The sequence below is a fragment of the Brevibacillus sp. NRS-1366 genome (assembly GCF_050467985.1).
Map to the genome: position 1 here is coordinate 32,493 of NZ_JBITPN010000025.1, position 24,135 is coordinate 56,627.

A 24,135-nucleotide genomic window follows, 5' to 3' on the forward strand; every position below is an offset into this window, starting at 1 on the left:
CCTAGAAAAGCATATTTGTATAGGATGTTATACAAAGCTAGAGCCGGCATCGATTGCTGCTAACAAATAGGTTGCAGAGATTTTCTCGACAGCCTAAAACTGTCAATGACGGTCCCATTTTAGACGATTTAGGTTTTAGTAAAGTTCGGAAGAATCCCTCTCTCCGCGAATCATATCCGTAATGGCTACATAAATGTTTGGAGGGTACTCGGCAATTCTATGACAAAGGTATAAGTACCACTCTACACCGTAAGTAAGATAAACCCGAACAGGCAACCCCTCATCTTTTAGTTTTTTGCAAAGGTCGGGACGAATGCCGTATAGCATTTCAGCTTCCACATTGGGGTTTTGCAAATAACCACGCTCAATGATTTGTTCATGTATAGCATTATCATGGGAAGCAATTGAAACCTGGTGACTGGCTTTCACACATAAGTCCAGCAATTCGAGGTAACGTTGATCCAGCTTTGCTGAACGAGGAATACAAATATCTGACGGCTCTTGGTACGCCCCTTTCACGATCCTAATTGCTCCAGGGTAATTTAGTAATTCATTAAGATCTTCAAGTGTTCGATGCAATTGAGCTTGAAGCGTAACCCCTACGTTGGAATAATCCACAACGACTCTTTTGTAAATCGCAAGGATTTGATCTGTTTTAGCTGATTCCTCCATACTAATCATGAGAGAAAGACCCTGGGATTGTGCTTCTTTTGCCATTTCCAGCAGGTTTTGATAGGCAAGTTCAGGCTCAACCGCTAAACCGATATGAGATAAATCAAGCGAAATCCGAGCACGTAGTTTTCGATCTCCACATTCTTTCATCAATGCTACAAACTCATTTTTGACCCGGACGCACTCTTCTTTGTTTATCGTGTTTTCACCGATGAATTCCAGAGAAATGCGGTATCCCTTATGAATAAGTTGATTACCAACAGATATCCCGTCTACTCTTAAATCACCTGTTACAAATCGTTTAGCTGCACTTTGAAATAACGGATACAGTTCAGGAGATTGTTGAATGTATTCTTTTATTTCTAAATCTCGAGCAATGGATTTCAATGAATCTGCAAATTGCTTTTCAATTGATGGAAGAACCAAGAGTACCCCTCATTTCGTTATCATTTTTATTTTTATCATAGCTAGCGTCAGGTAGGTTCCTACATAAGTTGCCAGATGAATGTTTCATGCAGAATTAGAGCGGTAGCCGTAATGGTAATCACAGGTTCAAGATACCTTCTCCTAGAACCATGTGTATTATAGCATTAGATAATAAGGAGATTCTTGTATGATGTTGCTCAGAGTGGCCAGAGACGAAACGCTTTTCTCAGTGGTAGAATGCTAGTTGAAACGAAAAACCTTCCGCTTCCGAAACAATAAGTTTAAGAAGTCCTAGACTGCCGCTGTTTGTCTGTATCTATTCATAAATATAAATCCTGTTATTCATTAATTAATTCAAACAACTCGACAATTAAAATGGTATCATCAGTTAATTCTACGCCAATATCTTTCCAAGCGAATATATGGTCCTCTTGAAATTGAGTGACATCGTCCCCGTTTCCTTCTCCTTGCACAAGCCTTATATCAGGGTTTCCAAATGTAGTTTCAAAAACTTCCTTCAGTCTCACATTACATCTAGGATTATCATTCTTATCATAGACAGTTAAAATTTCACCAACTGGCTCGTATGTTTGCTTTAATTCTTCTGCGGAATATTGTTCTTTAGGAGCACAAGTAGCTGTTTTTTCCCCTTTAAGAATCTGCTGAATTAACATTTCACCAATGCCATTATCTTCTTCCCAACCAAAAATCATTTTGTACTTATGTATTGTAATTTCAGACATTTAATTTCCTCCAAAAGTTGTTAATTTGTTCTGTATCAAAATCCCATCATTCGATATTTATTACGAGAAAAAGTAGAGGCTTACTAACGCCAATCATGTGGCAATAGTTCTTTCAGCGTAACAATGATCCCATGATCCACCATTACTTCTGTGTTTACGTTATCACTATGTATTTGGCTGATAAATTCACGACATCGTCCACATGGTGGCATAATTTTCCCCTGGCTCCCGACTGCAATCATTTTTAACACTCGATTTTCACCTTGCGTTATCATTGTTGCAGCCGCAGCGTGTTCTGCACAAAACCCCATAGAACAAGCAGTATCGATACAAACTCCTGTATATATATTGCCGTTTTCAGATAGAAGCGCTGCTCCAACTCCTCCAGCACTCGCATATTCCGAAAGCTTCCGTGCATTTTTCACAGCGTTTGCCTTCCTGTATAGTTCATCAAATGTCATCTTTATTCACTTCTCTCTCCCGTATTGTCTACATCATAGCTTAGGGTTTCCCTAACTTCAGTCGCTGTGCAATTTCCAATATCGAGATGTCTGAAGAAAGAGCAAACTTCCTTAGACATCTCCTGCAATCCAATTAAAAAGGAATAGCGTTCGCTATTTCATTAAGTCATTTACGCATGTGATGTAAGTGGCATTAATAAATGTTTCACTTCTTCTTTTAACACTGGGCGAACAAACAACGTATCATCCGTCTCTGTGATCAAAGCAGACTGGATGTTCTCATTGTCACTGTCAGGCATAAAGTAAAAATGTACCACCTCCGTCGCATCAGATACCAGATGATTGACAACGATCTCTAAATCGATCGGCTTTTTACTCACGATATCAAAAACGTGCAACTGATTGTCTTCTTGCTCAAATAAGACAATCGCCTCCTCCTCCTCGATGTAATAAATCGCATCACGAAAAACTAGAATTAAGAAAAACATCAATAGACCCTCGCTATCCTTCACACCTAATCTCGACGATACAGGAATTCTTTCAACCGCAAACTCTTTCATCAACTCAAAATCAGACTCGTCGTCGACATCCAACTTGCGCAGAGTGGATTTTTGAACGACTTGCTTTTTCAAATCTGCAACTTTCAAGCTGAAACTGCTTTCCTGAACCTTCTCAAAGCCGAACTTCGGATAAAAATCTAGCACCGTATTATTCGCAAACAAATAGATATAATCATAATCCTTTTCATATTTATTGATGATATGGTTCATCAGTTTAGCTGACAATCCTTGTTGACGATAATCCGGATGCGTCATCACCGTACCCACCTGAATTACCTTATATTCCTTGCCGTAGGACGTCACGACCATCTTCGTGATAGAAGCATTAGCAATGATCTGATCCCCGTCCACATATGAATAACAAATGTAATTGTCATTCCAGCAACTCTTGTTATTCCATTCTTTAAAATCTAGCTCAAATATCTGCGTTGCGAGTTCTAAAAAGCTCTCCTTATACTTTTCGATCTGCTTGTAATCACTAATGAATTGATAGTTACTCATGATAAATCCTCCATTTCTTTACTTTCATTGATTCATTTTTTGAAGTAATCGGTTACTATTTTTTCAGCAATCACCTCCTTTAAGTTGGTCGAGAGCTATATTCAAGCGTCACTTCCTATAAAAACGAAAAATAAGACAAAAAAAGACCACAAGAAGATTACTCTTCTCATGGTCAAATTTCCGATTGTTATAAATAGACCTATTCCGAAAGAATAGATATCATGAAATAACATGAAATTTGATTTGATAGATATAATGTCTTCTAACCGCAGTTTGCAAAAGGGTATAGGGAAAAAAACTAAGGCTATGGCCTTAATTTGACCTTTTACAATATAAAATTCATTTGAATTTTATTTAGCGATTAATAAGCTTCATCATACCCAATCAAAACCTCTTTTCAAATGATTTATGTACAACTATATATTAATTTCAAAACATTGTAAACCAATAACTTTTTGTGCTCCATTTCAATCGTCACCGCGTCAGTGAAACAGACTCATTTTGTAAAGCATGAATACCAATTTGGTATTGTTTTTGAGAAATAATTGTAATCCGATAAGGTTCTTTTGCATCTATGCTGCATTTTGATAACTTCGCTTTGAGAGTATTTTTCCGCCCAATTTATCATGCATAGTGCAGAGTGTGCAACATACACCGCTAAAGTATCCCAAAAGTCTTTTGGAGGATTGTCATCAAAATATCCATTTATTTGACCAACCGCAAAAGGAACGCTGATTTCTACATCAAAGCTCTGTACTTTATAGAAATCTTCATACTTATCGCCGCATCCCCATCTATTGAAATCAATTATACCAATTGTTCTGTCATCAGTTAAAAGTAAATTACCTACATGATAATCACCATGTTTATAAACTGGTGGCAATTGGCCGATTCTATGAATATTGTCATATACATACGCTATGATTTGTTTATCATTATCTATACGGACTGTGCTGTTTTCATATATTTTCAATCTCCCCAGCTTATATTCTTTTCGGTCTGGTTCTATATCTGACTCATCAATCGCTACGGTATGTAACGTTTTTAAGGCTTTTCCTGCTAACACTCCAATATCATACTGTCCCTCATTCGTAAGTGTTGGCAGAACTTTATCAAGTACCGTTCCATCTACCCAAGTCAAAAGCATATAAACACTCAATCCATTATTACAATATCCAAAAGAAACTGCTTTCGACATCGTGATGTTAGCAGCATTGAATTTCTTAATTACTTCAAATTCTTTTCTTTTTGCTTCAAATAACGAACGATCACTGACGCGCAGCAAAAATCGCTGCCCACACTTATTTTCAATATAGTATTTTTTATCTTTAGACCATCCCTCTTGTATTAACTCTATCTTAGTCCAAGTATCACATTCCATAATGTCAACTATCTCTTTATTCAATGGCTTCCTCCTTTTTCTGAAGATTTTTCATATTGGAACCCCTCTTTAAGGCCATCGATTCAGAAATCCTGCCTATATGAGTAAGGGGATGATTAGAGTACTAGTCCCCTATTATAATGCCTTAATATCCTCAATTAGCAATTCAACATTTTCTTTACGCGTAGCCCAGCTAGTACAAAATCTCACAGCGCTGTGTGTAGCATCGACTTTTTCCCATAATGAAAAAGAATATTTTTTGCCCAATTCTATTAATAAATCATTTGGCAAAATGGGAAACTGCTGATTTGTTGTAGATTCATATCGGAATGAGACCCCTTTATCAGCAAATGCTTCTCGAATCATCATCGCCATATCTACGGCGTGATTAGAAATTTCGTAGTATAAGCCATCTTCAAACAAGGTTTCGAACTGGATCCCTAATAATCTACCCTTTGCCAGTAAACCTCCATTTTGCTTAATCATATACCGGAAATCTTTTTTCACGGCATCATTCATGATGACTACTGCTTCCCCCAGCAAAGCTCCGATTTTCGTTCCCCCTATATAAAATACATCACATAGCCTTGCAATGTCGGCTAAAGATAAATCGCTGTCTTTTGAAGCAAGACCATATCCTAATCTAGCTCCATCCAATACCAAGGGCAAACCACATTCCCGACAAACCTTGCTTAAGGCTTCCAATTCGGATTTGCTATAAGTCGTTCCATTCTCGGTCGGGTGAGAAATATAGACCAAGCCTGGCTGTACCATATGCTCATGAGTGACATCATTCCAATGAGCATCATATAATTCTTTTACCTGTTCTGCCTGAATTTTTCCATCATCACTTGGTAAAGTAAGTACTTTATGACCAGTGGCTTCAATCGCTCCAGTTTCATGTACTGCGATATGACCAGAAACTGCAGAAACGGCGCCTTGATGCGGGCGTAAAATGGAAGCGATAATCGTCGTATTCGTCTGTGTTCCACCGACTAAAAAGTGAATATCTGCATTCTCTGCGTCACATGCTTTTCGAATATAAGCTCTGGCTTTCTCACAATGTTCATCCATACCATATCCAGGAGTCTGTTCTTCATTGGTTTCAAATAATCGTTCGAGAATTCGTTTATGAGCACCTTCTGTATAATCACATTCAAATCGTATCATCCAATATCCTCTCCAACCTATCCAGTTTCTTCTGAATGAACAGCATCGATGCATGGATTTCTTTCTTTTTCTTTTTGTGATAAACCTTGCAGTAACCTCACTATTTGTTCATCCGATTTTTCATTCAGCTGATTAAATAGAACAGTCCCTTTAGGGGTTAACTGAATTAGACTCGTTCTATTATCCAAGCTCGAATTTTCCTTAATAAGCAGTCCATCCTTACTAAGCTTGGCAATGATTCTACTCATGTAGCTGCGATCAATTTCCAATTTATCGACCAAATGGTTTGCTATACACGGCTGCAACAAACCGATTTCTATTAGTACCCGTGCCTCTGTTAAAGAATATCCTGTATCCAATACATGCCTATCTAAGACACCAAGTATTTTGGTATAAAATCGATTGAAATGCCGTATATCCGCTATGATAGTATCATTTGGGTTCACTAGAGCCCTCCTTTTTTAGTGGACTATGTCAACAAATACTCTAGTGTAGTTAGTGGACAATGTCAACGTTTTATAAGGCAAAAAAACAGCCGGACACAAGAGGAGAGCCGACTGTTAATCATGTTTTCGGTTATATGAATGGAAACCGTCGTGTGATTATCCTTTCGCCGATGAAAAATTCTCGACCAGGTATTCTTCAAACTTGCTTAAACACTCAGGGAATTTCTTCCTTCCATACCCCATCCTTATATAGTTTTCCTGATAATCATAAATAGTTGCCGGCAATAAAAGGACGCCTTTTTTTGCAATCAAATCTTCGCAAAAGCGTTCGACAGGTTGCTCCATTTTGATTTTATGAAAAGCAATCGGCCCTGCTGTCGGCTGATTATTTGTAAACAAGTGCGCATACGTTGCAAAAAAACGGTCGGCAATCGCTACATTTTCCTCAATGATATGAAGATTGCGATGAAGGATTTTGTCACAGCTGCGAAAGGGCAACCATCGACAAAAACTCGCTTGGAGCACTGCTGCAGATGGACGTATAATTTTTAAAACCAATCATCTTGTCATAAATCTCTTTATTTTGTGTACCAATCCAACCAATTCGTAAGCCAGACAATCCATACGCTTTGGACATGACGCCTAAGGAAACCGCATTCTCATAGACATCAGCGAACCAGGGCAAACGATTGCCATCAAATTCAAGACCTTTGTATACCTCATCACAAAATACATGGATATGATTTTCTCTGGCAATTTCAGCAATGGCTGTCATTTCATCCAGACTGAGCGTATATCCGGTGGGATTGTTGGGAGTATTGATGGCCAATTTCCAGGAAAGATTGGCCACATCCCTTATCCCGGCGCACATACCTTGTCCCAGAAATGGTGGCATTTGATGGGCGGCATCTCCAGCCAAAAAGAGTCGGTTGTTTCTCCATCTCTCCGTGATCGTGGAATGAAACATATAGACTGCAGCTCTCTCTAGTTCTGCATCTTCAGGAGTCAACCATCTGCTCAAAAGCTCCCATACTCTCTCTGGCTCCTCGAGCTCTTCTTTTGTTTCACCTGGCAACACTTTCATTTCCCAGCGAAAGCGATCCCTCGCACCTACGTAGGGAATAAACGTAGTGGGGCGCGCTGGTTCACAATATTGAATCCCTGTGTTAGGAAGATTTACCTGTCGTTTCAGCTTAATATCCACGACCAGCCATGGCTCGTGCAATCCAACGTCTCTTTTCACGGTGCCCATCCATTTGGCAACGGTGGATCGTGCACCATCACATCCTATGGTGTACAGGGCTTTCGTTTCACGAGTCGTGCCATCCTTTCTGTTTTTTGCAAGAATCGCAGAGTGGTGTTCGTTTTGTTCGATTCGAGTCACTTCATGACAAAGATGAACGTGAACGTTTCCGAAGCGCTCCGCGCCTTTCCGAAGCAGCCCTTCAAGCACAGGCTGATGAAATCGATAGTGATGGTTCCATCCATGAGGACCTTTTCCATCCCGACGTACAAGCTCTGTCAGGAGTCTTCCCTCTGCATTTAAAAAGTGATACCCCTTTGCTCCAATCGTGACTTTTTCTATCTTTTCGGCGAGTCCTATAGACTGATAGATACGCATCACTTCACCATCCAGGTGGCTAGCCCTGGGAGCATGGTAGACGGATTCTTCTTTCTCAAATACGATGACTTTTTTCCCCGCTTGACCAAGCAAATTGGCCAATGTTTCTCCAGCAGGCCCATAACCGACAATGGCAACATCGTAGAGATCCGTTTTCAGATATGGATCTGTTGTCAACGAACTCCCCTCCTTCTTTCTTTCATCCATTCATGGATTGCAGCGAGCACTCCAGTATTCCCAGGCCCGCTCCAGGGCTAGTGGACTGAACGTCCGCTCTGTAGCTGCCTTACCTTCCTCAAAAGACAAATACTTCGGGGTGCCGATCTGCAACGATTTGTATAAAGCCTCCGCATTGTAGGTGATGAAGATCGAGCTCATGACCACCTCTTCAATCGATGACCCGACTACAATGACACCATGCCCTCTCATGAGCAATGCTCTTTTGTTGCCCAACGTTCGGGCCACTCTCTCCCCTTCTTTGGGGCCCGTGATCAGCATTCCGTCGGAAACGTCGTAATCATCGTAAAGCGGGACTCCTTCGTAGAACATATATCCCATATGAACAACCGGTTTTAGCTCTATCCCCGTGGTGGTAAAGGGGAGCAATTGGGGTGCGTGGTGGTGGCAAATCGCTTGTACATCGGGTCTCGCTTCAAAGATTTTGGCATGAAGCATCCTTTCCCCGTAAGGCCTGTGTGTTTTATCCAGTACCTTCCCGTCAAAATCATGTCTCATAATATCATCAGCAGTCACAAGCTGCGGTGCACGCGAACGAGACAGAAGAAACTCTTGTTCGTTTTCCGGATTGCGTACGCTAATATGTCCGAATGCTTCGATAATATTTTCGTTGCTCAAGATTTTATTGGCTAACACCAATTTATTGATTGCTTCCAGTTTGTTCATCCTATCCTCCATCGGACTTGCGACTTACAGTTCCTGGATCAATTCGGCCAAAGCCTGATTCGCATGATCTACGATTGCTCCGCCATGGTAGCAAATGATCGTTTGGATGTCGTAATGTGCAAGTTTTCGAATCGACCTGGCTGCTGTATCCATATCCGGTGTGAACTGAGCGGGAGGCTTCTGCAGCTTTCCGCCCTGTACGACCATCGCGTCACCAGTAATAAGGATCTTGCTCTGTTTTAGATACAAGCTGATGTGCCCAGGAGTATGACCTGGAGTATGGATTACAGTCATTCCACCAAGAAAAGGCAGGACCTCACCGTCTTCCACGACAACATCAACTATTGTCTTAGGAGGGTTGGCCAGCAATGATTCTACTTCTTTTCGCTTTGGATCATCTGATAGAAGTCTGTCTTTTATGGCTTTGACTTTCAGGAGTGGTTGAGTGCCTTCAATCGAAGGGCGATCTGCTTCATGCGCTAAAATCTCTATCTTCTGGGAAGTGTCGTTCTTGATATCCGGCACTCCTCCGATATGGTCGATATCTTGATGTGTCAGGATGATCCGATTCAAGCCGCGTGGCTCGACGCCTACCTGTTTCATTTCGTCCATGATTTGCTGCCGGTGCCCAGGTTCTCCGGCATCGACTAAAATGACGTCATGTTCGTTCCATAACAATGTGGGATGTATGATGCCCTGACTCCCCATGAACCCCCTCGCAAGCGATAACATTTCTACTCCACTCGCTATCCGCATACCATTCCCCATGCTCATCTACTGAGCACGAGACACCTCCTTTATCTATTTGCTATATTAAATTCACTTCATTGTTCCTGGTAAGACCATGAAAATATGGTTGCTTTTCCCTATTCTTTTTCATTTATAATAAAATCACTAACTAATGAAACTATTCTTTATAATCTCGCCAGAGGAGGAGACATGTATGCTTCATTTGAATAAAGACACCTCTGTGATACAATCCCTTGATCTCTTTGGAGAACGTCGAACGTATCCAGCGCATAAGATCATCATTGATCAAGAGAGAGAAGGACATAAAGGAATCCTCTTGCTATCAGGCAGTGCTCGCGCATTTTTGTTGACTTTTACCGGCGAAGAGCGGCTTCTTTTCTACCCAAGCAAAGGCTCATTTCTGGGGGAAACGGCTATGTTTTACAATCAGACCTTTAAACATTGGAATCTATTCGTAGAAACCGTTACCCCCTGTGAAGTCCTAGAGATGACCAAAAAAGACATCATGTACAACGTGGCGAATTACCCCGAATTTTTTACCTTGCTGATGGAAGCTGCCTCCGTAAAATACATAAACTTCCTGGTACGGCTGCAGAGCTCTTCTCATCCTTCGATATCTCTGTTGGAACAAATCATCTATGTGTTGTTCTCCACGGTGACGGAAAAACAATTGAGTCCCTTCAGTGTCCGGATTACCCATGAAGAAATATCTCAGATCATCGACCGTTCTCGTGTAGCTGTGACAAATACGCTCGGAAAATTGCAGAAACAAGGTCTCATCGAATTAGGACGAGGGCACATCCGGATTATCAATCCGAAAGAACTTTGGGCGATGATTGGCGAATAAATGGTTTACCACGTCGTCCGAGCAGCCTCTTCCTCGGGAGTGTTCCATTTCTTCATGATACTGTAGCCGAGAGGATGTACCTCTCCGCAGTTTTTGCAAGTACGCAACGTTATATCTGAATTGAATTCTTTTAAATACTTTCGCTCTGATGCCCATATGCCTGGAACACCCGTTTTTGCTATTTCATGCGATCTCTCAAAAAGAAGCGTGCCGCATTTCAAGCAGAAGTGAGCCCAAGTATCCTTCTCTTCTTCACGCGGTTTATTCATGACAATGATCAGATAGGGATCCTCTCCTTCCTCCTGACCCGGAACTGAAATGTACATTTCATCCACGTCATTGATATGCCAAAAACCAAAATAGCCTGGTGAATGATGCGGTGTCCCTGCATACGTAATGTTGACGCTGAACGATTTAAATTGCCTTCTCTTTATTTCTCCGTTAATGATTTCCATCAAAGGAATACTTGTCTGCGGCCGTACGATCATGGAGACTTGATCTCCCAACTCTACGAAGCCCTGGTACTTCTTTAACAATTGGGTATCAAATAAATCCAGTTCAAGATTGAATTTCCCTGCTGATTTCATTTTCCGTTTGATATAGTCGTTAAATTCCAACCCAATGGAAGTGTTCAACTGATCTTCCGGTGCATTTTGATCATTCATGAAAGGGTTAGCCAAATCTGCCAAAATGAAACCGTTTTCGATTTTTGTCGGAAACATGGTAGCACAGCGGCCTGGGTTCGTTGGGGAAACACCCGTACACGTATCGAAGCGGAAATTATGCCACGGGCAGACGACCTCACCGTTCACTATTTTTCCACCGTGTAGTGGTGCACCCTTGTGAGGGCAACGGTTTACCATAACGGTTGCCTGGTCTTTTTGCTTGAAGATAACCAGTGGGGTATCGCCATGCTTTACGGCCTTACCTTGATCTTCACTCAGTTCATCCCATCTCGCCAACACTTCCCATTTAGCTTGAACCTCCATATATACTCCTCCTCGATTGCTTTGTATATTTTTCTTCAAAGTCAGTTGAAAAGTCCGTATTGCTCATAAACGGTACGTGCTGCAAAATGAAGCGGAACATCTCCTGTCTTGACGAAATCACTAGGCAGGATCGGATAACGAAGCGCTGAACGGCTAGGCGGTATATGCGCATATTCGGCCACAAAATCAAGATGCTTCGTCACAATGATCTCGCTGATGGATTCAGCCACATGATCTGGGAGATCGGAGCGGCTCAGCAGCACCCACCCGCTCCAATCCAAAGTGACGATTGGCTGATCAAATCCCTTTTTTCCGTCAGGGTGCAGTGTGACGACTCTCGCTCCCCATTCTTGCAAACCAATTTTGCATTTTTCCGGAAGAGACAAAAACGTAAGGTCGACTTTCTCGGTCAGATTCCACCAGAGCGGCACCATAAACGCTTCAAAGAAAAGGGCATCCGCCTTACCTTTTGCCATCTCGGTCAAGGCTAGGAACGGGGAATCAAAGCAAATAAATTGGCCACCATCCTTTTGCCATGTCTCAAAGTCTGAACCGAATAACGCTAACAATTGGTCAAACGCTGCACCCATCAAATTATCTTCATCTCTGGTGGCAGTAATGATGGAGATTGGCCTGGCCGGCTTGAAGACATCCTCATAAGAATGGAATCCCGAATTTTTTCTAACCGCCAATACATGTTGATCGAAATGAGGGAACACGGCCAGTGCCCGAAGCTCGTCATGAGCCTTGTCGAACATCCCTTTTCCTTTTACCGCCATCTCCGCCAATGCCAATGGTGTGATGAACGCTAAATCTACCTGCCGGTTTACAACCGCATCTACGCTTTTCTTTCCCGCATTCCCGGTATAAAACGTAAATTGGGAATCCATACCGTACTTCCAATACAACTCGGTTGTGATCCAACCGGCTGCTTTAGACAGATTGGTAAATCCTAAATCTGTCTTAAAGGAAAGCTCTAAAGCCATACTCAATCCTCCTACTCCATTTTGTCTCACCAGTTGATGTAAACGACCCGCCTCAAGTAAGTCAAACTCACTCAGGTTATGTTTTTTTTTCAGAACAAGACGTTTACATCTGAATTATATGGAATGCCTCATGAATTCTTTTGTAAAAGAGATTACATTACTTGCTTTTTTGAAAACAAACTTATTAAGAAATTATCCTAAAACAATTACGAAATTGATAATAATAATGGAACTGGCTTCCTTAGCGGAATTATTTTGATCGTCCGTGCTATTTTTTGTCTGATGCTGCTTGTTTCCAGAAGCAAAACAAATACCCCGATTGGTTAAACATCGGGATTACTTGAGCAAAGCTATTTAATGAAGATCCATGTCAATGATATCTGCCTACGAATGCCCTCATTCCCTTTTTTCTTCACGCACCGGCTTCACATATTTTGGTATATGCTCCGGCTCTACACGTAGATATTCAACATCAAATGCTCCCGAATAGCCAAACAGGTCTCCGAAAATCGGATTTGAGACCTTGACATCGATCCGATACTTTTCGCTTTGTTTATCGTACCATTCAAATACATCTGCGTAACCGGAAAACAGCATCGGGAACTTGAAACTGCACCATCCCTCGTAAAAGTACTGATTTCCCGATCGCAAATGCATTCCCCCATTTTCCCCTACTGACATCTCTATTTCCACAGCAAGATGCTGATGAGTTCCAAGGTAATCGATGATTTTTTGTCTTTCCTCACTGTAAATCATCGTTGCATCAAAGCGGCGCAGACGATTAGAAAACTCGTATGTTCGTACCCACGTAATCGTCTCACGGCCAAAGCTGTCAATATATGCATAATTTTCGATGGTAAACGGTACGTTTTGCCCTTGTTGAGGAAACATGATGTTTCTCCAGGTCCCAATATAAAGGAAAGGAAGTGTAAAAGCTTTCCCGTACCACACTTTCTCCATGATTCCACGACCTACCGACGCTCGCTTGTCTACGCTGGAAAACCCGAAGCGCTCCTGAATCTTCGGATGAAGCTTTTCGAAGTCTGCCCCAAGTAACCTCTGGTAAATAGAGCTCAATTTTACTGACATCTCCTCTTCATTTCTATATAATAGTGATCCTTACTTCTCCGTCGCAGGTTTTCTCAAGCAGGCATTTGCATTAGGCAAATCAGTCAGGTTGATAATTCCGCTCAGGGATAATGCCATCATGCTAAGATTTAATGTAACTGGATTAAATGGCTCGACAAACACGTTGGGTTGACTTAACGCCCCAAGTCCAAGGAAAACAAGTAAACATAGATTCCATAGGTATAATGCTTTTCGCCGTTTTCTTCCTACTAAAAAGAAAAGTAGCCCAAACCCAATCTCTCCAGCACCAACAAAAAACAGTGCCAGTTGTTCATAACCATGGAATAGATGAGTGGCTTGTAATAATTGTAGTTCCCCGGTCTGAGGGTAGAGTAGTTTCGGAAACAACCCTTGATATATCCAAATGAAACCAAGAACGCTCCAACTAATCAACTCCGTTAGCGATCGCAAAAGCGATAACTTGGGATGAATGCCTTTCTCTACCCACAGACGCAAGGCGTCAAAACTCCATGCTGTTGCCCAGCCCATCATAGGCCGAAACAACATCCGATCAAACCATCTGCCTATCGTTCCAAACCTTGTTTGATAATCATAGCGCGTAAAAAAACGTATCCCATCTTCACCAGGTACGTATCTCCAGAATCCCGAGCCTTCGCGAATTAGTGAAATGGCGTTATCAGACCAGAATTTCAGGACTGACGTCTTCGTCTCGTCTCTCTCGGTAGTACCGACACTCTCCCCTTCACCGGAAATGGATATGCCAAAGCCGATATTCGTTTGATAGAGAAAGCGTTGAGGTTCAGCTTCAGCTTTTTTTGGAAGATATGAAATTTTGGTAAACCGCAAATCCCACTGCTCGTGCAGTTCAGGAGTTTGCGTGTACTTCCACAACGTTTCGATATCTGTATGTATCGTACTCTCAACGTAAATCGGCTTGTTTTTTGCCAAGATGAACCCACCTACAATCTATGTTGAAGAAAAGGAATCGCCGCATTCTTCTCCATCTTTTCATACTTGTATTATATCATTTGAACATTAAAGCGAGATTGTATATTTTTAATTCTTTCCATTAAAACATATTTAATCCTATTAATTTACACCTATGCAAGTCAACTTACGAGAAGCTTATAAGGAAACCCACGGCCGAAGCCTCGGGCTTATTGCGTTAGAGAATATCCTACATTCCAACAAAAAAACTTCTATCCAAACATCCCGGCAAAGACTGCACGTAATGTGGAAGAAGCTTTTATCTATCACAACAATTTAATCCTCATGATAGCCTTCAAGGATGATTGTTTTAGAATTTGAATAATGATACTCCATCATACTTATTACTTTATTAAGATCTAATTCCTTTACAGCTTCGTATATCAGATTATGTTCAGAAATCCCTACTTCTTTAGATCCCATTACTCCGTGATATTTTGCAGTCACAATGTCTAGCTGCCCTTGATAATCTGCTATTATCCGCATATTTGTAAAATACTCTATGAAATTGGTCTATGTGGAAAAAATATTCTTCCTGTTTCTTCTCCAAAAAACAGTTAATATGCCCATCCAAATGCGTTTTTAAGTCAGCAATGAGTTGGTCGGTATTACCTCTCTCCATTGCCCATTTTACCGCTTTGCAATCAAGTGTCGAGCATAAATCGATAATATCGGCTATATCTTTCTTCCCGATTTTTATCACCTGATATCCATAATTAGGAAAGTACTCAACTAATCCTTCTTGCATGAGCCTTTTGAATGCTTCACGGAGTGGCGTGTGACTAACGCCAAATCTTTCTTTCAATTTAATAAAGTTTATTTTCTCGCCGCACTTTATGTTTTGTCGAATGATATCGGATCTAATTTTTTGGTAGATTTGCTCAGTTATTCCGACCTAGACACCGTTTTGGTGGGAAACCAGAGTACAGCTGATATTTCATCATCCCCTCTACAACCAATGACCGGATTAGTACCATGATACTATATCTTTTTGGAGAGCGGATGTAAACTCATCCCCTATCTTTTACCCCCATTTCCCTAACACAAACCATTCCCACTAGTTCTAACTTTTAAAAATAAACTCACTTGTTTTACGCTTAGAATTACTCGCTTCACTTAGTGAAAGCTCTTTTGTTTCTGGTGCCCATGCAATTGATACAAGGGTCCCGATAAACAGCACTGCCGTTAAAGCAAGCATGGAGGTGCCTACACCAAGATGAATTATACTTATCGGTAAAAGGAAGGTCCCAGCGGCAGAGCCAAGCCGACTGACGGCTGTGGCGAAACCAACTCCCGAAGTACGGACTTCTGTTGGAAAGATTTCAGGAGGATATACGATTGCAAGATTGTTGACCGCTGACATAATTAATGTAAATACCCCAAAAAATAATACAAGCAAGAATTTGGCTCCGCTGGGCAAAATGCTAAGCATAAGCAAGCAAATAGTGAGTATTGCAAAAGAACTAATCAAAAAACCTCTTCGTGAAAACTTTACACTAAACCAGATACCAAAAACGGAACCTACGATTAGTAAACCGTTCAGCAGCAAATCTGTCGTGAAGTTTTCTTCGAAGCCCATTTGACTTAATATAGATGGAAGAAATGTATAAATGGCAAAGTAAGGGATAACCATACAGACGAAAAAAAGCCCACTGAATGCTGTTCGGATCCGTAGTTTTTTGTGAAAAAGGGCAGAAAAGCTAGCCCTGGTTTCCACGGAAGTTTCATCAAGCTCTGCATGGAGACCAACGTATTTTTTTACAATTTTCCGCGCCTCTTCAACCTTTCCCATACTGATAAGCCATCTGGGCGACTCAGGTGTTCCAATTCGCAACAAGAGCACAATGACTGCAAAAACACTAGTACTAGCCAGCATCCAGCGCCATGTTTCCGGACCAGCACTATGTAAATAATATCCAATGAGCGTTGCTGCTACGTATCCCATCGTCCATACAACGTTGAGTGCACCAAGAAAAGGGCCACGATACTTCCTAGGCGTAAACTCCGCAAGCAACGTAGTGCCAACCGCGTAATCCCCACCCAAACCAAAACCGACTAGAACACGTAGAATAAACAGTTCAACTTCATTCTGAACAAAGAATTGTAGAAAGGAAGCCACAGTAATCAATAAAAAGTTAAATAGAAATATTTTCTGCCTGCCTATACGGTCGGATAACCATCCTAGAAACAGGCTACCAAAGAAGAGTCCAATTAATGCTGAGCTCCCAAGTAATCCTACCCATAATGGACTAAGCTGCATTTGAGGAGCAAGCAAGGTCAGAACAATGCCAATAATTCCGAGCGCGTAACCGTCAGTAAAATGCGCACCAAAAGTAAGTGCAGTTATTTTGTAGTGGAACTTATTTAATGGAGCATCATCCAGATAAAATTTTTGTTCAGTCATATATTTTAACCTCTTTTCCATGTGATGAATAGAAAGCGTTATAAAGTATGAATAAAATAGTTACACGAAAATATATACTGAACAGAAAATCACCTTTCCTAGGGGAAAATAGAAGTGAGTTGGCAACCTTGCCTAACAGAAAGGTGATCATTTACATATACAGAAATATCAGAAAATAATTCACGAGTTCAAACAACGCAGCAGAGTGCTCGCTTCCGAATTGGAAGGACGAATTCTGTGCGTTGATTTGAAGCTTTGTATTTGGTTTATTTAGATCGTTTCCACAATGGCAATTTCAATCCAATTTCCAGCTCCAAAGCTTTATCAAATACTCTTCTTGCAATGATAATATCTTCAACAGCCATGCCGACATTATTGGATACGATCAACTGGTCTTTGCTGGTTCTACCAGGTTTATGTCCACCCGCTACTGCTCCGGTTTCCGCGTAAATGAGAGGAAGCCCCCACGGATAATACCCGTACGTTTCCAAAAGGCGATGTTGTTCTTCACTGTCCACTGTGTAGATATCGGCCTTTTTGTAGACTTCATCCTCATATACGGAGTGACAGTCGCATGTAATCAGTGTTTGCCCCTTGGAGATCCACTCGCTTTTTACGATCGGGTGTGGAGTATGATGAATGGGAATAGCCGATGCAATGACTTCGGATGATTTTGCAACTTCTTCACAGGAAGATGCCTTTACAATTTTTGCACGGACATGGGGCTGACATTGTTCAATTAATTGATCCATCGCTGATTCAAATAAATCGTAAACATAGATCTTTTCGAGTTTAGGTAACACGTGCTCAATCATTTTGACATGAGCCCTACCCTGAATCCCGCATCCGAACATTCCGAACGTGGTTGCGTCAGGATTCGCTAAGTATTTTGTGGCGACAAGAGATACTGCAGGCGTTCTTACTTCCGTAATCCATGTGGCATCGAGGAACGCTAAGGGAAGTCCCGTTTCATAATCATTATAAATAATTTGGCAATTTGTCGAAGGAAGCTCAGGATATCGCTCACGGTTCGTAGGGAAATTACTTCCCCATTTAATCCCACATGCCATCTCCTCAGGTAAATAGGCAGGCATTGCATGCATTAATGAATCTGGCTGTGGATGCAATCCGATTTTTGCCGGCATCTCTGCATTCTTTGAGCTGTACGCTATCATTGCTTTTTCTGTCAGTTCGAGAACTTCATTAACTGTGATTCCTGTATCGAGCACGTCCTGCATGCTCAGGTACAAAAGTTCTTGACCAATATTCAATTTTGCTTTGATCAAATCACGGTAACTCATTCGAAAAACCTCCTAATGTAATCGCTTCCAATATGATTTAGCACTTGTCCTGAGGCAATAGGTTAACACATCTAACCATTTTTATTACCCCACTCTCCATTGAATGGATTACCTTTACTTTACGAAAAATACAAGTTTATTTCTTCCCCCTAAAGCGGTTCTCTAGTGCCCCGTGTAGGGATTTTTCAGAAATAAAAGAACCGCCAGACTATTACTGGCGGTCCCACATAGCTTACAAAATGATTTGATTACGGATAGCTTTTGCTACTGCATCGGTTCTGTTTTTGCTATCTAATTTTTTCATGATGGTTGTTACATATTCTTTTACTGTTTCTGAACCAATGTATAAATCAGTTGAAATTTCTTTGTTCGTTTTCCCTCTGGCCATTAGTTTCAGAACGTCCAATTCTCGCTCTGTCAAAAAGAGATCTTTCTTCTGTTCTCCCTTAATGACTTGAAAGAAGGCACGCTGCATGAGATTTGCATCTACATACTTTTGACCTGTGGTTACCTGTTCGATCCCATGAAAGAGCTCGGACTTGTTAATTGTCTTCAATACATAACCATCCGCACCAGCTTGCAAGGATTCAACCAAAAACTTTTCCTCCGTATATATGGTGAGAATGATTACCTTAATGGAAGAGTCTTTTTCCTTGATACGTTTCGTTACCTCGATTCCGTCCATTTCAGGCATATTCAGGTCTATGATTGCAACATCCGGACGATCCGCTAGTATTTTACGGAGGGCAGTTTCACCATCAGACGCTTCACCAATCACTTGGAATTTAGATGTACTAAACAACAATTGCAACCCTTCGCGAACAATATTGTGGTCATCTGCGATAAAAACTCTTATTTCATTCAAGTCATCTTCCCCCATGATCGTTATTTTTTACACAGGATGACTTCAACTTTTGTCCCCTTTCCAATTTGGCTGGAGATGGACATTTCTCCCCCAATGTCCCGAATCCTCGTTTCCATTCCCATAATTCCATATGCGTGATTCCCTCTCAACTTTTGGTCCGCTTCAAACCCCACACCATCATCCTCAATGATGATCCGCAGCTCTGTATGTTCAAATTGCATGGTGATAAGTGCCTCTTCTGCTTCAGAATGCTTGATGATATTGTTCATACACTCCTGAATGACACGGTATAAATGAATTTCCACCTCAGGCTCGTACCGAAACGGTTGTCCCGTGACGTTGAGTTGGATATCAATGATCTCTTCTAGGGTACATGTTTTAACAAGTTGATCTACAGCTCCAACAAAGCCAAACTTTTGGATGGCTAGGGGATGCAGGTCATGAATCACTTGTCTAAGTTCATTAATGTTCTCCTTTGTGATGGACAGAAGCTTATCGAGAATTGCTTTTACTTTCTCAGGCGAGTGCTCGATTTCATCACGACAGTACTGTAAATGAAAGTAAATTCCAGACAAGGATTGGTTGATTGAGTCATGAATCTCCCCAGCAATGCGTTGGCGCTCTTTTTCCTGAGCAGCTATCTGAAGAGCACGAAGATTCGAGTTACGCTCTCTGCTTTTCTCTACCTCTAGAAAAAGATAACTATTTGTCAATGCCAAAGAAATGGTTTTGCTTATTCCTTCCATGACTTCACGTTCAGCTGTCGACCATTGGTAGTCATAACTATTTCCGATGATGAGGCAATGATTGTTTTCTCCATAAATAAAATTCACATATTCGGCTCGCTTCATGTTGAGTTTCTCAAAAAAATGATCCAGCTCAATGTTACCCTGATTGCTTTGATAGCTATGAACTGTGTTTGGTTCACCTTGCAAGATACTTTTCATGATAGGGTCATAGGCTAAGGTTATTCCGTTGTAATGATAGGAGGTATTCACCTGTATATCTTGATCGTTGCCAAGACTCAAGAATAATACCTTTGCTTTGAAAACCTTACTCAGTTCCATTGTAAGCAGATGAACGAGTGAATCCAAGTTTAAACAGGAGGAAAGCCTTTGATTGAGCGTTACAAGTTCTCTTAATTTTGTGGTTACGTTATCAATGGATTCAAATAGTTTGGCATTTTCACTTGCGACGCCAATCTGTAGGCCAATGGATTCGATCAATGAAATGTCTTCCGGGTTGAAGTCTCTGTGCTCCTTTGTAAAAACGTCCAACACACCTATAGCTTCCCTTCTTGCCTTAATTGGAACAGAGATCAGGGATTTAAAGCCCTCTAGTTGTGGGCGTTGCTGATGGAATCGTACAAAGTCTTCCGTAATGACTGTTTTACCGTTTTTAATGACAAGTCCGCCGATAAAATCGGTCGGTAATTTTCTTAATCGTTTACTAGAATCGTATTGAATGCCATAAAAATGCTTGGCTACAAAATATTTTCCGGAAGGTTCGAGAAAATAAATGACAGCAGCATCAAAATTTAATATTTCAATGCATTGGGCCACGGCCTTGTACAATAACTTATCCAAACTAAGTGTCTCACTTAACGCGATTGAAACTTTACTCAATGCGTGAATTCTGGACACATTTGAACTTGATTGATCGCTGCTCACATAAACCTCCAACTCTACGTTTATAAAGAAGCTGTGTAGATGATTACAACACTTTCTATTTGGTCTAATCGGTTCCCTGCCGTCAACAGCTTAGATCAATAGATTTTTCACTTAGCAGCTACTCACGATCATTCATCAAGAAATGAAAAAGCAGGATTGAACATATCAATCCTGCTGCAAACAATGTGGTTCCCCTTGCTAGAATGATTCCTTACCTAAAGTTAGATCGCGTCCATCTTCCCAAAAGTAAGAAATAATTCCACCATGTAATGAATGGCTTGTTTAAAATCGGCAATGCGAATGGATTCGTTCGGTGCGTGAATCCGGTCATCCCACCAGCTGCAGCCAATGGACACGATCGGTTTCTCGTTACCCAAGTATTGTCCAAATAAACTCATGGGTCCCGACCCGCCAAAATTCGGTAATAGAGCGATGTTGTTTTCTCCGTACACTCGCTTCGCCGTTTTGATCACCTTTTTTGTGAATGGATGGTTGATATTTGAGCGAAATGGCATCAGGGTACTTAACATTCGGACGTGAATATCATCGAATCCATGCCTATCCAAATGCTTACGGATTTTGTTAAAAATGTCTTCCGGATCTTGTCCGGGAACCAGCCTGCAATCCAGCTTTGCCTGGGAACGTTTTGGCAAAATGGTTTTCGCCCCTTCGCCGATGTAACCGCTCTCAAATCCGCAAACGGTCATAGTTGGTTCAAACAGAAAGGCGTCCCTTGCTTCCTTTTCGTTTACGATGAGAGGTCGCTTTAATCCGAATATCTCCTTGGCAGCTTTTGCATCGAAAGGATAATCCCTGGACCATTGCATCAACTCTTCGGAAGGTTGAACGATATTGTCATAAAATCCTTCCACAACAATCTGGTTGTCTACTGTGCGCATAGTTGAAAGCGCCTGAATCAAGCGCCACGCCGGATTGTCCAATACCGATCCATATTGGGAATGAATGTCAAGATCTGATCCTTCACATTCTAGTTGCATGTAACACATGCCTTTCACACCCATGATGATTTCTATCTTTTCCTCTTTGTTTTTTTGGCTCCATTCCCAGATAGAAGCATCGGCATGAAAAAGATGTGCATATTTTTGGAGTACTTTCTCTAATGTCGGAGAACCTATTTCCTCTTCTCCCTCAATCAGAAATTTGACCCTGCATGGTAACCCGCCATTTTTTTGCAGGATGGATATCGCTTGCAAGCGAGCGATGAGATCCCCTTTGTTATCAGAAACACCACGAGCATATATGTTTTCATCATGGATCTCTGCTTCGAACGGCGGATACAGTCATTCCTCTAATGGCTCAGGTGGTTGTACGTCTTAATGGTTATAAAATAAAATCGTTTTGTTTGGATTGCCATTGGATGCTAGTTCAAACACTGCATATATAATTGGATTTCCTCCACACTCATCTAGCAATTGGTACTCGCCGTTTGCTTGTTGAATGAGGTCTGTTAAAAAGCTGACAATCTCTGCTATTGCGATCCCTTGCGCACTAATGCTGGGTTACCTGTAATATCTTTGTAATTGCGTTAGTGCTTCTGGTAGTTGCTCTTTGACGAGCTGATCCCACTTCCTCATGCAATCACCTTCTCTTCATTTGTATTCTCTTTTCCCTCTACATACTCACCAGTACCTATGAGTTGGGATAAATCCGTTTTTATTATGAACGCGTTATCAGATTTCAGCGTATCTATCTATTTATTAATTGTCAATAAATTTAGGCATCTCTCTGTAACGTGATTGGAAGCCCTTCAATAGGCCAAATACTCGAATTGTCATTTTCTATGCGCTACATCAAAAAAGTAATCTACATCCCTTTTACAACTATATGATCTTGTAGAGCCAGAGAATGTTGCGTCCGTTTTAGACATTCTACACATCGAGATGTAATATCCTTTTATTGGGAGTTGGTCGTTTGTAATCTCTTTTATTTCCATTCCTTGGATCAGATATCTTCGCCGATCTTTTATAGCATAAGAGGTCATTTCTCCATCACTACTGAGAACGATATTCCCTTCAGACAAGTGTTCCAGAGACAAGTTACGAACCTGGACTTGATCTAAAACTTCAAAAAATCTTGTAGCATCGATGGAACGATCATATTGCAGCCATTGGTCACCAACTTTGTGACGCTGTATCGCATATTCTTTCGTTTCGGATGAAAAGCGAATGTCATAATAAATGAACCCGTCTTTCGATTGGCCGACTACGTTATATGACAACCTGCTTATTTGGCCATCTGGTCGATACTCTACCCTGAATTTTTCCAGACGGGCATTTGGATCGATTTTCATATGTTCCTGAATGGTAAACCAGTCCTTTATAAAATCAACTTGAAAAATATTCGTAGTAACCCCTGCTACTTCTCGTGGACGTTCATACACATACTCATCGACTGCTGGAATAATCAGCTGTAAGATGAAACAGGCTAATCCGAGAAAAACCGCATTATGTTTTGTTTTTACATTTGTCGTAGGCCGGACAAACAAGACAAACATTAAAAAGCCCAAAGGTATGGGAAAATCGTTCATTACAAAAGTAAATCCACCTAACAGGCAATATCCAACGATTTTGAATCCAAGATTTGATTCATTTTCTTCACGTCTTTTGTAAATGAAGACTAACAGTACAATCGAAACTAAGGTTAAGTAGAATAATATACTATTACTCATTCACATCACCTTCCAATGGCTTTAACACATGATTATAGATTTCTAGTAGTAACATAATATTGGATGACTGAGAAGAGAGATAGTAATCCACTCACAAAATAATACCATAACTATAAAATTCTGTATGTCACGTAAATGTACCCTTAAGCTTCTCCGGACCTCTACATTCGACCATTTTTACATGTATCGATATTTACGTACCAGACTTTTTTGCCAGCCCTCTACTATATTGAGCAATCGAGCCGGTCAGCCGTATTTTGCCTATCATCTCCTTTGTTCTAAATGAAAAAGGACAGACCTTGGCCTTTAAAACCTAAAAAAACCGTTTTAATAAGCCATGGTCTACCCTTTTGTTGATTTAGCAAGATAAGAAGGTTACGTGATTATCGGCAAGAATTCATTGATTCTCTGGGTTAAGCCGCCATGACCAAATTTTATGGGTGAGTCTTTTGGCGTTTTGCATGTAATCGTAAATTCAAGAAAATCTACTATCATCCGTCGACGCTCTAAAATATCTGTTATCCCTTTGGAATAAAAGAAGGAATCGATTGTATTGTATACCCCGCGATTGATTCCATAGGCGTTCTCACAGTTTTTGCAAAAGGAAAGGTCAGGTAAATGGATTTTTTCGTCAATGGTTCCTTGCATTGTCTGCTCTCCTATTTTCCCTAATC

At 41.0% G+C, this 24,135-nt stretch carries 24 protein-coding genes and 1 pseudogene; 1 reads left to right on the forward strand and 24 read right to left on the reverse strand.

The window, feature by feature from the left end; translation table 11 throughout:
* Window positions 1-135: 135 nt before the first annotated feature.
* From ACIFQN_RS22270 to ACIFQN_RS22320, 11 genes and pseudogenes are all read right to left on the reverse strand, one after another.
* Entirely contained in the window at window positions 136-1,098 is a 963-nt protein-coding gene (locus ACIFQN_RS22270; protein ID WP_429835239.1) for a proline dehydrogenase family protein, read from the reverse strand.
* A 338-nt stretch (window positions 1,099-1,436) separates the two neighbouring features.
* On the reverse strand, window positions 1,437-1,832 hold the full coding sequence (locus ACIFQN_RS22275) for a hypothetical protein (protein WP_429835348.1): 396 nt from the start codon (window positions 1,830-1,832) through the stop codon (window positions 1,437-1,439).
* 92 nt (window positions 1,833-1,924) lie between these two features.
* On the reverse strand, window positions 1,925-2,302 hold the full coding sequence (locus ACIFQN_RS22280; protein ID WP_429835240.1) for a cytidine deaminase family protein: 378 nt from the start codon (window positions 2,300-2,302) through the stop codon (window positions 1,925-1,927).
* Between the two features lie 170 nt (window positions 2,303-2,472).
* Window positions 2,473-3,363: a GNAT family N-acetyltransferase gene (locus ACIFQN_RS22285; protein ID WP_429835241.1), complete on the reverse strand. Its 891-nt coding sequence runs from the start codon at window positions 3,361-3,363 to the stop codon at window positions 2,473-2,475.
* A gap of 496 nt (window positions 3,364-3,859) precedes the next feature.
* The gene (locus ACIFQN_RS22290) at window positions 3,860-4,768 is read right to left on the reverse strand and encodes an aminoglycoside phosphotransferase family protein (RefSeq protein WP_429835242.1); all 909 of its coding nucleotides are present in this window, start codon (window positions 4,766-4,768) and stop codon (window positions 3,860-3,862) included.
* A gap of 111 nt (window positions 4,769-4,879) precedes the next feature.
* Window positions 4,880-5,914, reverse strand: coding sequence for a threonine aldolase family protein (locus ACIFQN_RS22295; RefSeq protein ID WP_429835243.1), 1,035 nt, complete (start codon window positions 5,912-5,914; stop codon window positions 4,880-4,882).
* Window positions 5,901-6,330 (reverse strand): annotated as a pseudogene (locus tag ACIFQN_RS22300) (MarR family winged helix-turn-helix transcriptional regulator). Before ACIFQN_RS22300 ends, ACIFQN_RS22295 begins: the two are co-directional and overlap by 14 nt.
* 186 nt (window positions 6,331-6,516) lie before the next feature.
* On the reverse strand, window positions 6,517-6,759 hold the full coding sequence (locus ACIFQN_RS22305; protein ID WP_429835244.1) for a hypothetical protein: 243 nt from the start codon (window positions 6,757-6,759) through the stop codon (window positions 6,517-6,519).
* A 79-nt stretch (window positions 6,760-6,838) separates the two neighbouring features.
* On the reverse strand, window positions 6,839-8,158 hold the full coding sequence (locus tag ACIFQN_RS22310; protein WP_429835245.1) for a bifunctional 3-(3-hydroxy-phenyl)propionate/3-hydroxycinnamic acid hydroxylase: 1,320 nt from the start codon (window positions 8,156-8,158) through the stop codon (window positions 6,839-6,841).
* A 30-nt stretch (window positions 8,159-8,188) separates the two neighbouring features.
* The gene (locus ACIFQN_RS22315) at window positions 8,189-8,884 is read right to left on the reverse strand and encodes a class II aldolase/adducin family protein (RefSeq protein ID WP_429835246.1); all 696 of its coding nucleotides are present in this window, start codon (window positions 8,882-8,884) and stop codon (window positions 8,189-8,191) included.
* Between the two features lie 24 nt (window positions 8,885-8,908).
* On the reverse strand, window positions 8,909-9,640 hold the full coding sequence (locus ACIFQN_RS22320; protein ID WP_429835247.1) for an MBL fold metallo-hydrolase: 732 nt from the start codon (window positions 9,638-9,640) through the stop codon (window positions 8,909-8,911).
* Window positions 9,641-9,827: 187 nt separating this feature from the next.
* On the opposite strand from ACIFQN_RS22320, the gene ACIFQN_RS22325 reads away from it, so the two are divergent.
* Window positions 9,828-10,481: a Crp/Fnr family transcriptional regulator gene (locus tag ACIFQN_RS22325; protein ID WP_429835248.1), complete on the forward strand. Its 654-nt coding sequence runs from the start codon at window positions 9,828-9,830 to the stop codon at window positions 10,479-10,481.
* 5 nt (window positions 10,482-10,486) lie between these two features.
* Here the strand turns inward: ACIFQN_RS22325 and ACIFQN_RS22330 are convergent, their stop codons facing one another.
* From ACIFQN_RS22330 to ACIFQN_RS22390, 13 genes are all read right to left on the reverse strand, one after another.
* Entirely contained in the window at window positions 10,487-11,470 is a 984-nt protein-coding gene (locus ACIFQN_RS22330) for a Rieske 2Fe-2S domain-containing protein (RefSeq protein ID WP_429835249.1), read from the reverse strand.
* A gap of 41 nt (window positions 11,471-11,511) precedes the next feature.
* Window positions 11,512-12,456 carry a hypothetical protein gene (locus ACIFQN_RS22335; RefSeq protein ID WP_429835250.1) on the reverse strand — a complete coding sequence of 315 codons (945 nt, stop codon included), beginning with the start codon at window positions 12,454-12,456 and terminating at the stop codon, window positions 11,512-11,514.
* A 396-nt stretch (window positions 12,457-12,852) separates the two neighbouring features.
* Window positions 12,853-13,533, reverse strand: a complete 681-nt coding sequence (locus tag ACIFQN_RS22340) for a DUF4166 domain-containing protein (protein ID WP_429835349.1) — start codon at window positions 13,531-13,533, stop codon at window positions 12,853-12,855.
* A gap of 42 nt (window positions 13,534-13,575) precedes the next feature.
* On the reverse strand, window positions 13,576-14,493 hold the full coding sequence (locus tag ACIFQN_RS22345; protein WP_429835251.1) for a DoxX-like family protein: 918 nt from the start codon (window positions 14,491-14,493) through the stop codon (window positions 13,576-13,578).
* A 315-nt stretch (window positions 14,494-14,808) separates the two neighbouring features.
* Window positions 14,809-15,018 (reverse strand): hypothetical protein, encoded by a 210-nt coding sequence (locus ACIFQN_RS22350; protein ID WP_429835252.1) that lies wholly within the window; start codon window positions 15,016-15,018, stop codon window positions 14,809-14,811.
* Window positions 14,945-15,421, reverse strand: coding sequence for a GntR family transcriptional regulator (locus ACIFQN_RS22355; protein ID WP_429835350.1), 477 nt, complete (start codon window positions 15,419-15,421; stop codon window positions 14,945-14,947). The genes ACIFQN_RS22350 and ACIFQN_RS22355 overlap by 74 nt, the downstream gene beginning before the upstream one ends.
* A gap of 174 nt (window positions 15,422-15,595) precedes the next feature.
* Window positions 15,596-16,936, reverse strand: a complete 1,341-nt coding sequence (locus ACIFQN_RS22360; RefSeq protein WP_429835253.1) for an MFS transporter — start codon at window positions 16,934-16,936, stop codon at window positions 15,596-15,598.
* 266 nt (window positions 16,937-17,202) lie between these two features.
* Entirely contained in the window at window positions 17,203-18,237 is a 1,035-nt protein-coding gene (locus ACIFQN_RS22365; protein ID WP_429835254.1) for an ornithine cyclodeaminase family protein, read from the reverse strand.
* Between the two features lie 232 nt (window positions 18,238-18,469).
* Window positions 18,470-19,102 (reverse strand): response regulator, encoded by a 633-nt coding sequence (locus ACIFQN_RS22370; protein ID WP_429835255.1) that lies wholly within the window; start codon window positions 19,100-19,102, stop codon window positions 18,470-18,472.
* A 20-nt stretch (window positions 19,103-19,122) separates the two neighbouring features.
* Entirely contained in the window at window positions 19,123-20,772 is a 1,650-nt protein-coding gene (locus tag ACIFQN_RS22375; protein WP_429835256.1) for a histidine kinase, read from the reverse strand.
* 221 nt (window positions 20,773-20,993) lie between these two features.
* The gene (locus ACIFQN_RS22380) at window positions 20,994-22,073 is read right to left on the reverse strand and encodes a M20/M25/M40 family metallo-hydrolase (RefSeq protein WP_429835351.1); all 1,080 of its coding nucleotides are present in this window, start codon (window positions 22,071-22,073) and stop codon (window positions 20,994-20,996) included.
* A gap of 491 nt (window positions 22,074-22,564) precedes the next feature.
* Window positions 22,565-23,461 carry a hypothetical protein gene (locus ACIFQN_RS22385; RefSeq protein ID WP_429835257.1) on the reverse strand — a complete coding sequence of 299 codons (897 nt, stop codon included), beginning with the start codon at window positions 23,459-23,461 and terminating at the stop codon, window positions 22,565-22,567.
* Window positions 23,462-23,836: 375 nt separating this feature from the next.
* Window positions 23,837-24,109: a hypothetical protein gene (locus ACIFQN_RS22390; RefSeq protein ID WP_429835258.1), complete on the reverse strand. Its 273-nt coding sequence runs from the start codon at window positions 24,107-24,109 to the stop codon at window positions 23,837-23,839.
* Between the last annotated feature and the right edge of the window lie 26 nt (window positions 24,110-24,135).

Excerpts from the sequence above, each read along its gene's own strand:
- ACIFQN_RS22360 (WP_429835253.1), bottom strand. The coding sequence starts at position 16,936 with ATGACTGAACAAAAATTTTATCTGGATGATGCTCCATTAAATAAGTTC.
- ACIFQN_RS22335 (WP_429835250.1), bottom strand. The coding sequence starts at position 12,456 with ATGGCTTTAGAGCTTTCCTTTAAGACAGATTTAGGATTTACCAATCTG.
- ACIFQN_RS22295 (WP_429835243.1), bottom strand. The coding sequence starts at position 5,914 with ATGATACGATTTGAATGTGATTATACAGAAGGTGCTCATAAACGAATT.
- ACIFQN_RS22350 (WP_429835252.1), bottom strand. The coding sequence starts at position 15,018 with ATGCGGATAATAGCAGATTATCAAGGGCAGCTAGACATTGTGACTGCA.
- ACIFQN_RS22385 (WP_429835257.1), bottom strand. The coding sequence starts at position 23,461 with ATGAGTAATAGTATATTATTCTACTTAACCTTAGTTTCGATTGTACTG.
- ACIFQN_RS22320 (WP_429835247.1), bottom strand. The coding sequence starts at position 9,640 with ATGCGGATAGCGAGTGGAGTAGAAATGTTATCGCTTGCGAGGGGGTTC.
- ACIFQN_RS22330 (WP_429835249.1), bottom strand. The coding sequence starts at position 11,470 with ATGGAGGTTCAAGCTAAATGGGAAGTGTTGGCGAGATGGGATGAACTG.
- ACIFQN_RS22280 (WP_429835240.1), bottom strand. The coding sequence starts at position 2,302 with ATGACATTTGATGAACTATACAGGAAGGCAAACGCTGTGAAAAATGCA.
- ACIFQN_RS22285 (WP_429835241.1), bottom strand. The coding sequence starts at position 3,363 with ATGAGTAACTATCAATTCATTAGTGATTACAAGCAGATCGAAAAGTAT.
- ACIFQN_RS22325 (WP_429835248.1), top strand. The coding sequence starts at position 9,828 with ATGCTTCATTTGAATAAAGACACCTCTGTGATACAATCCCTTGATCTC.
- ACIFQN_RS22390 (WP_429835258.1), bottom strand. The coding sequence starts at position 24,109 with ATGCAAGGAACCATTGACGAAAAAATCCATTTACCTGACCTTTCCTTT.
- ACIFQN_RS22315 (WP_429835246.1), bottom strand. The coding sequence starts at position 8,884 with ATGAACAAACTGGAAGCAATCAATAAATTGGTGTTAGCCAATAAAATC.
- ACIFQN_RS22365 (WP_429835254.1), bottom strand. The coding sequence starts at position 18,237 with ATGAGTTACCGTGATTTGATCAAAGCAAAATTGAATATTGGTCAAGAA.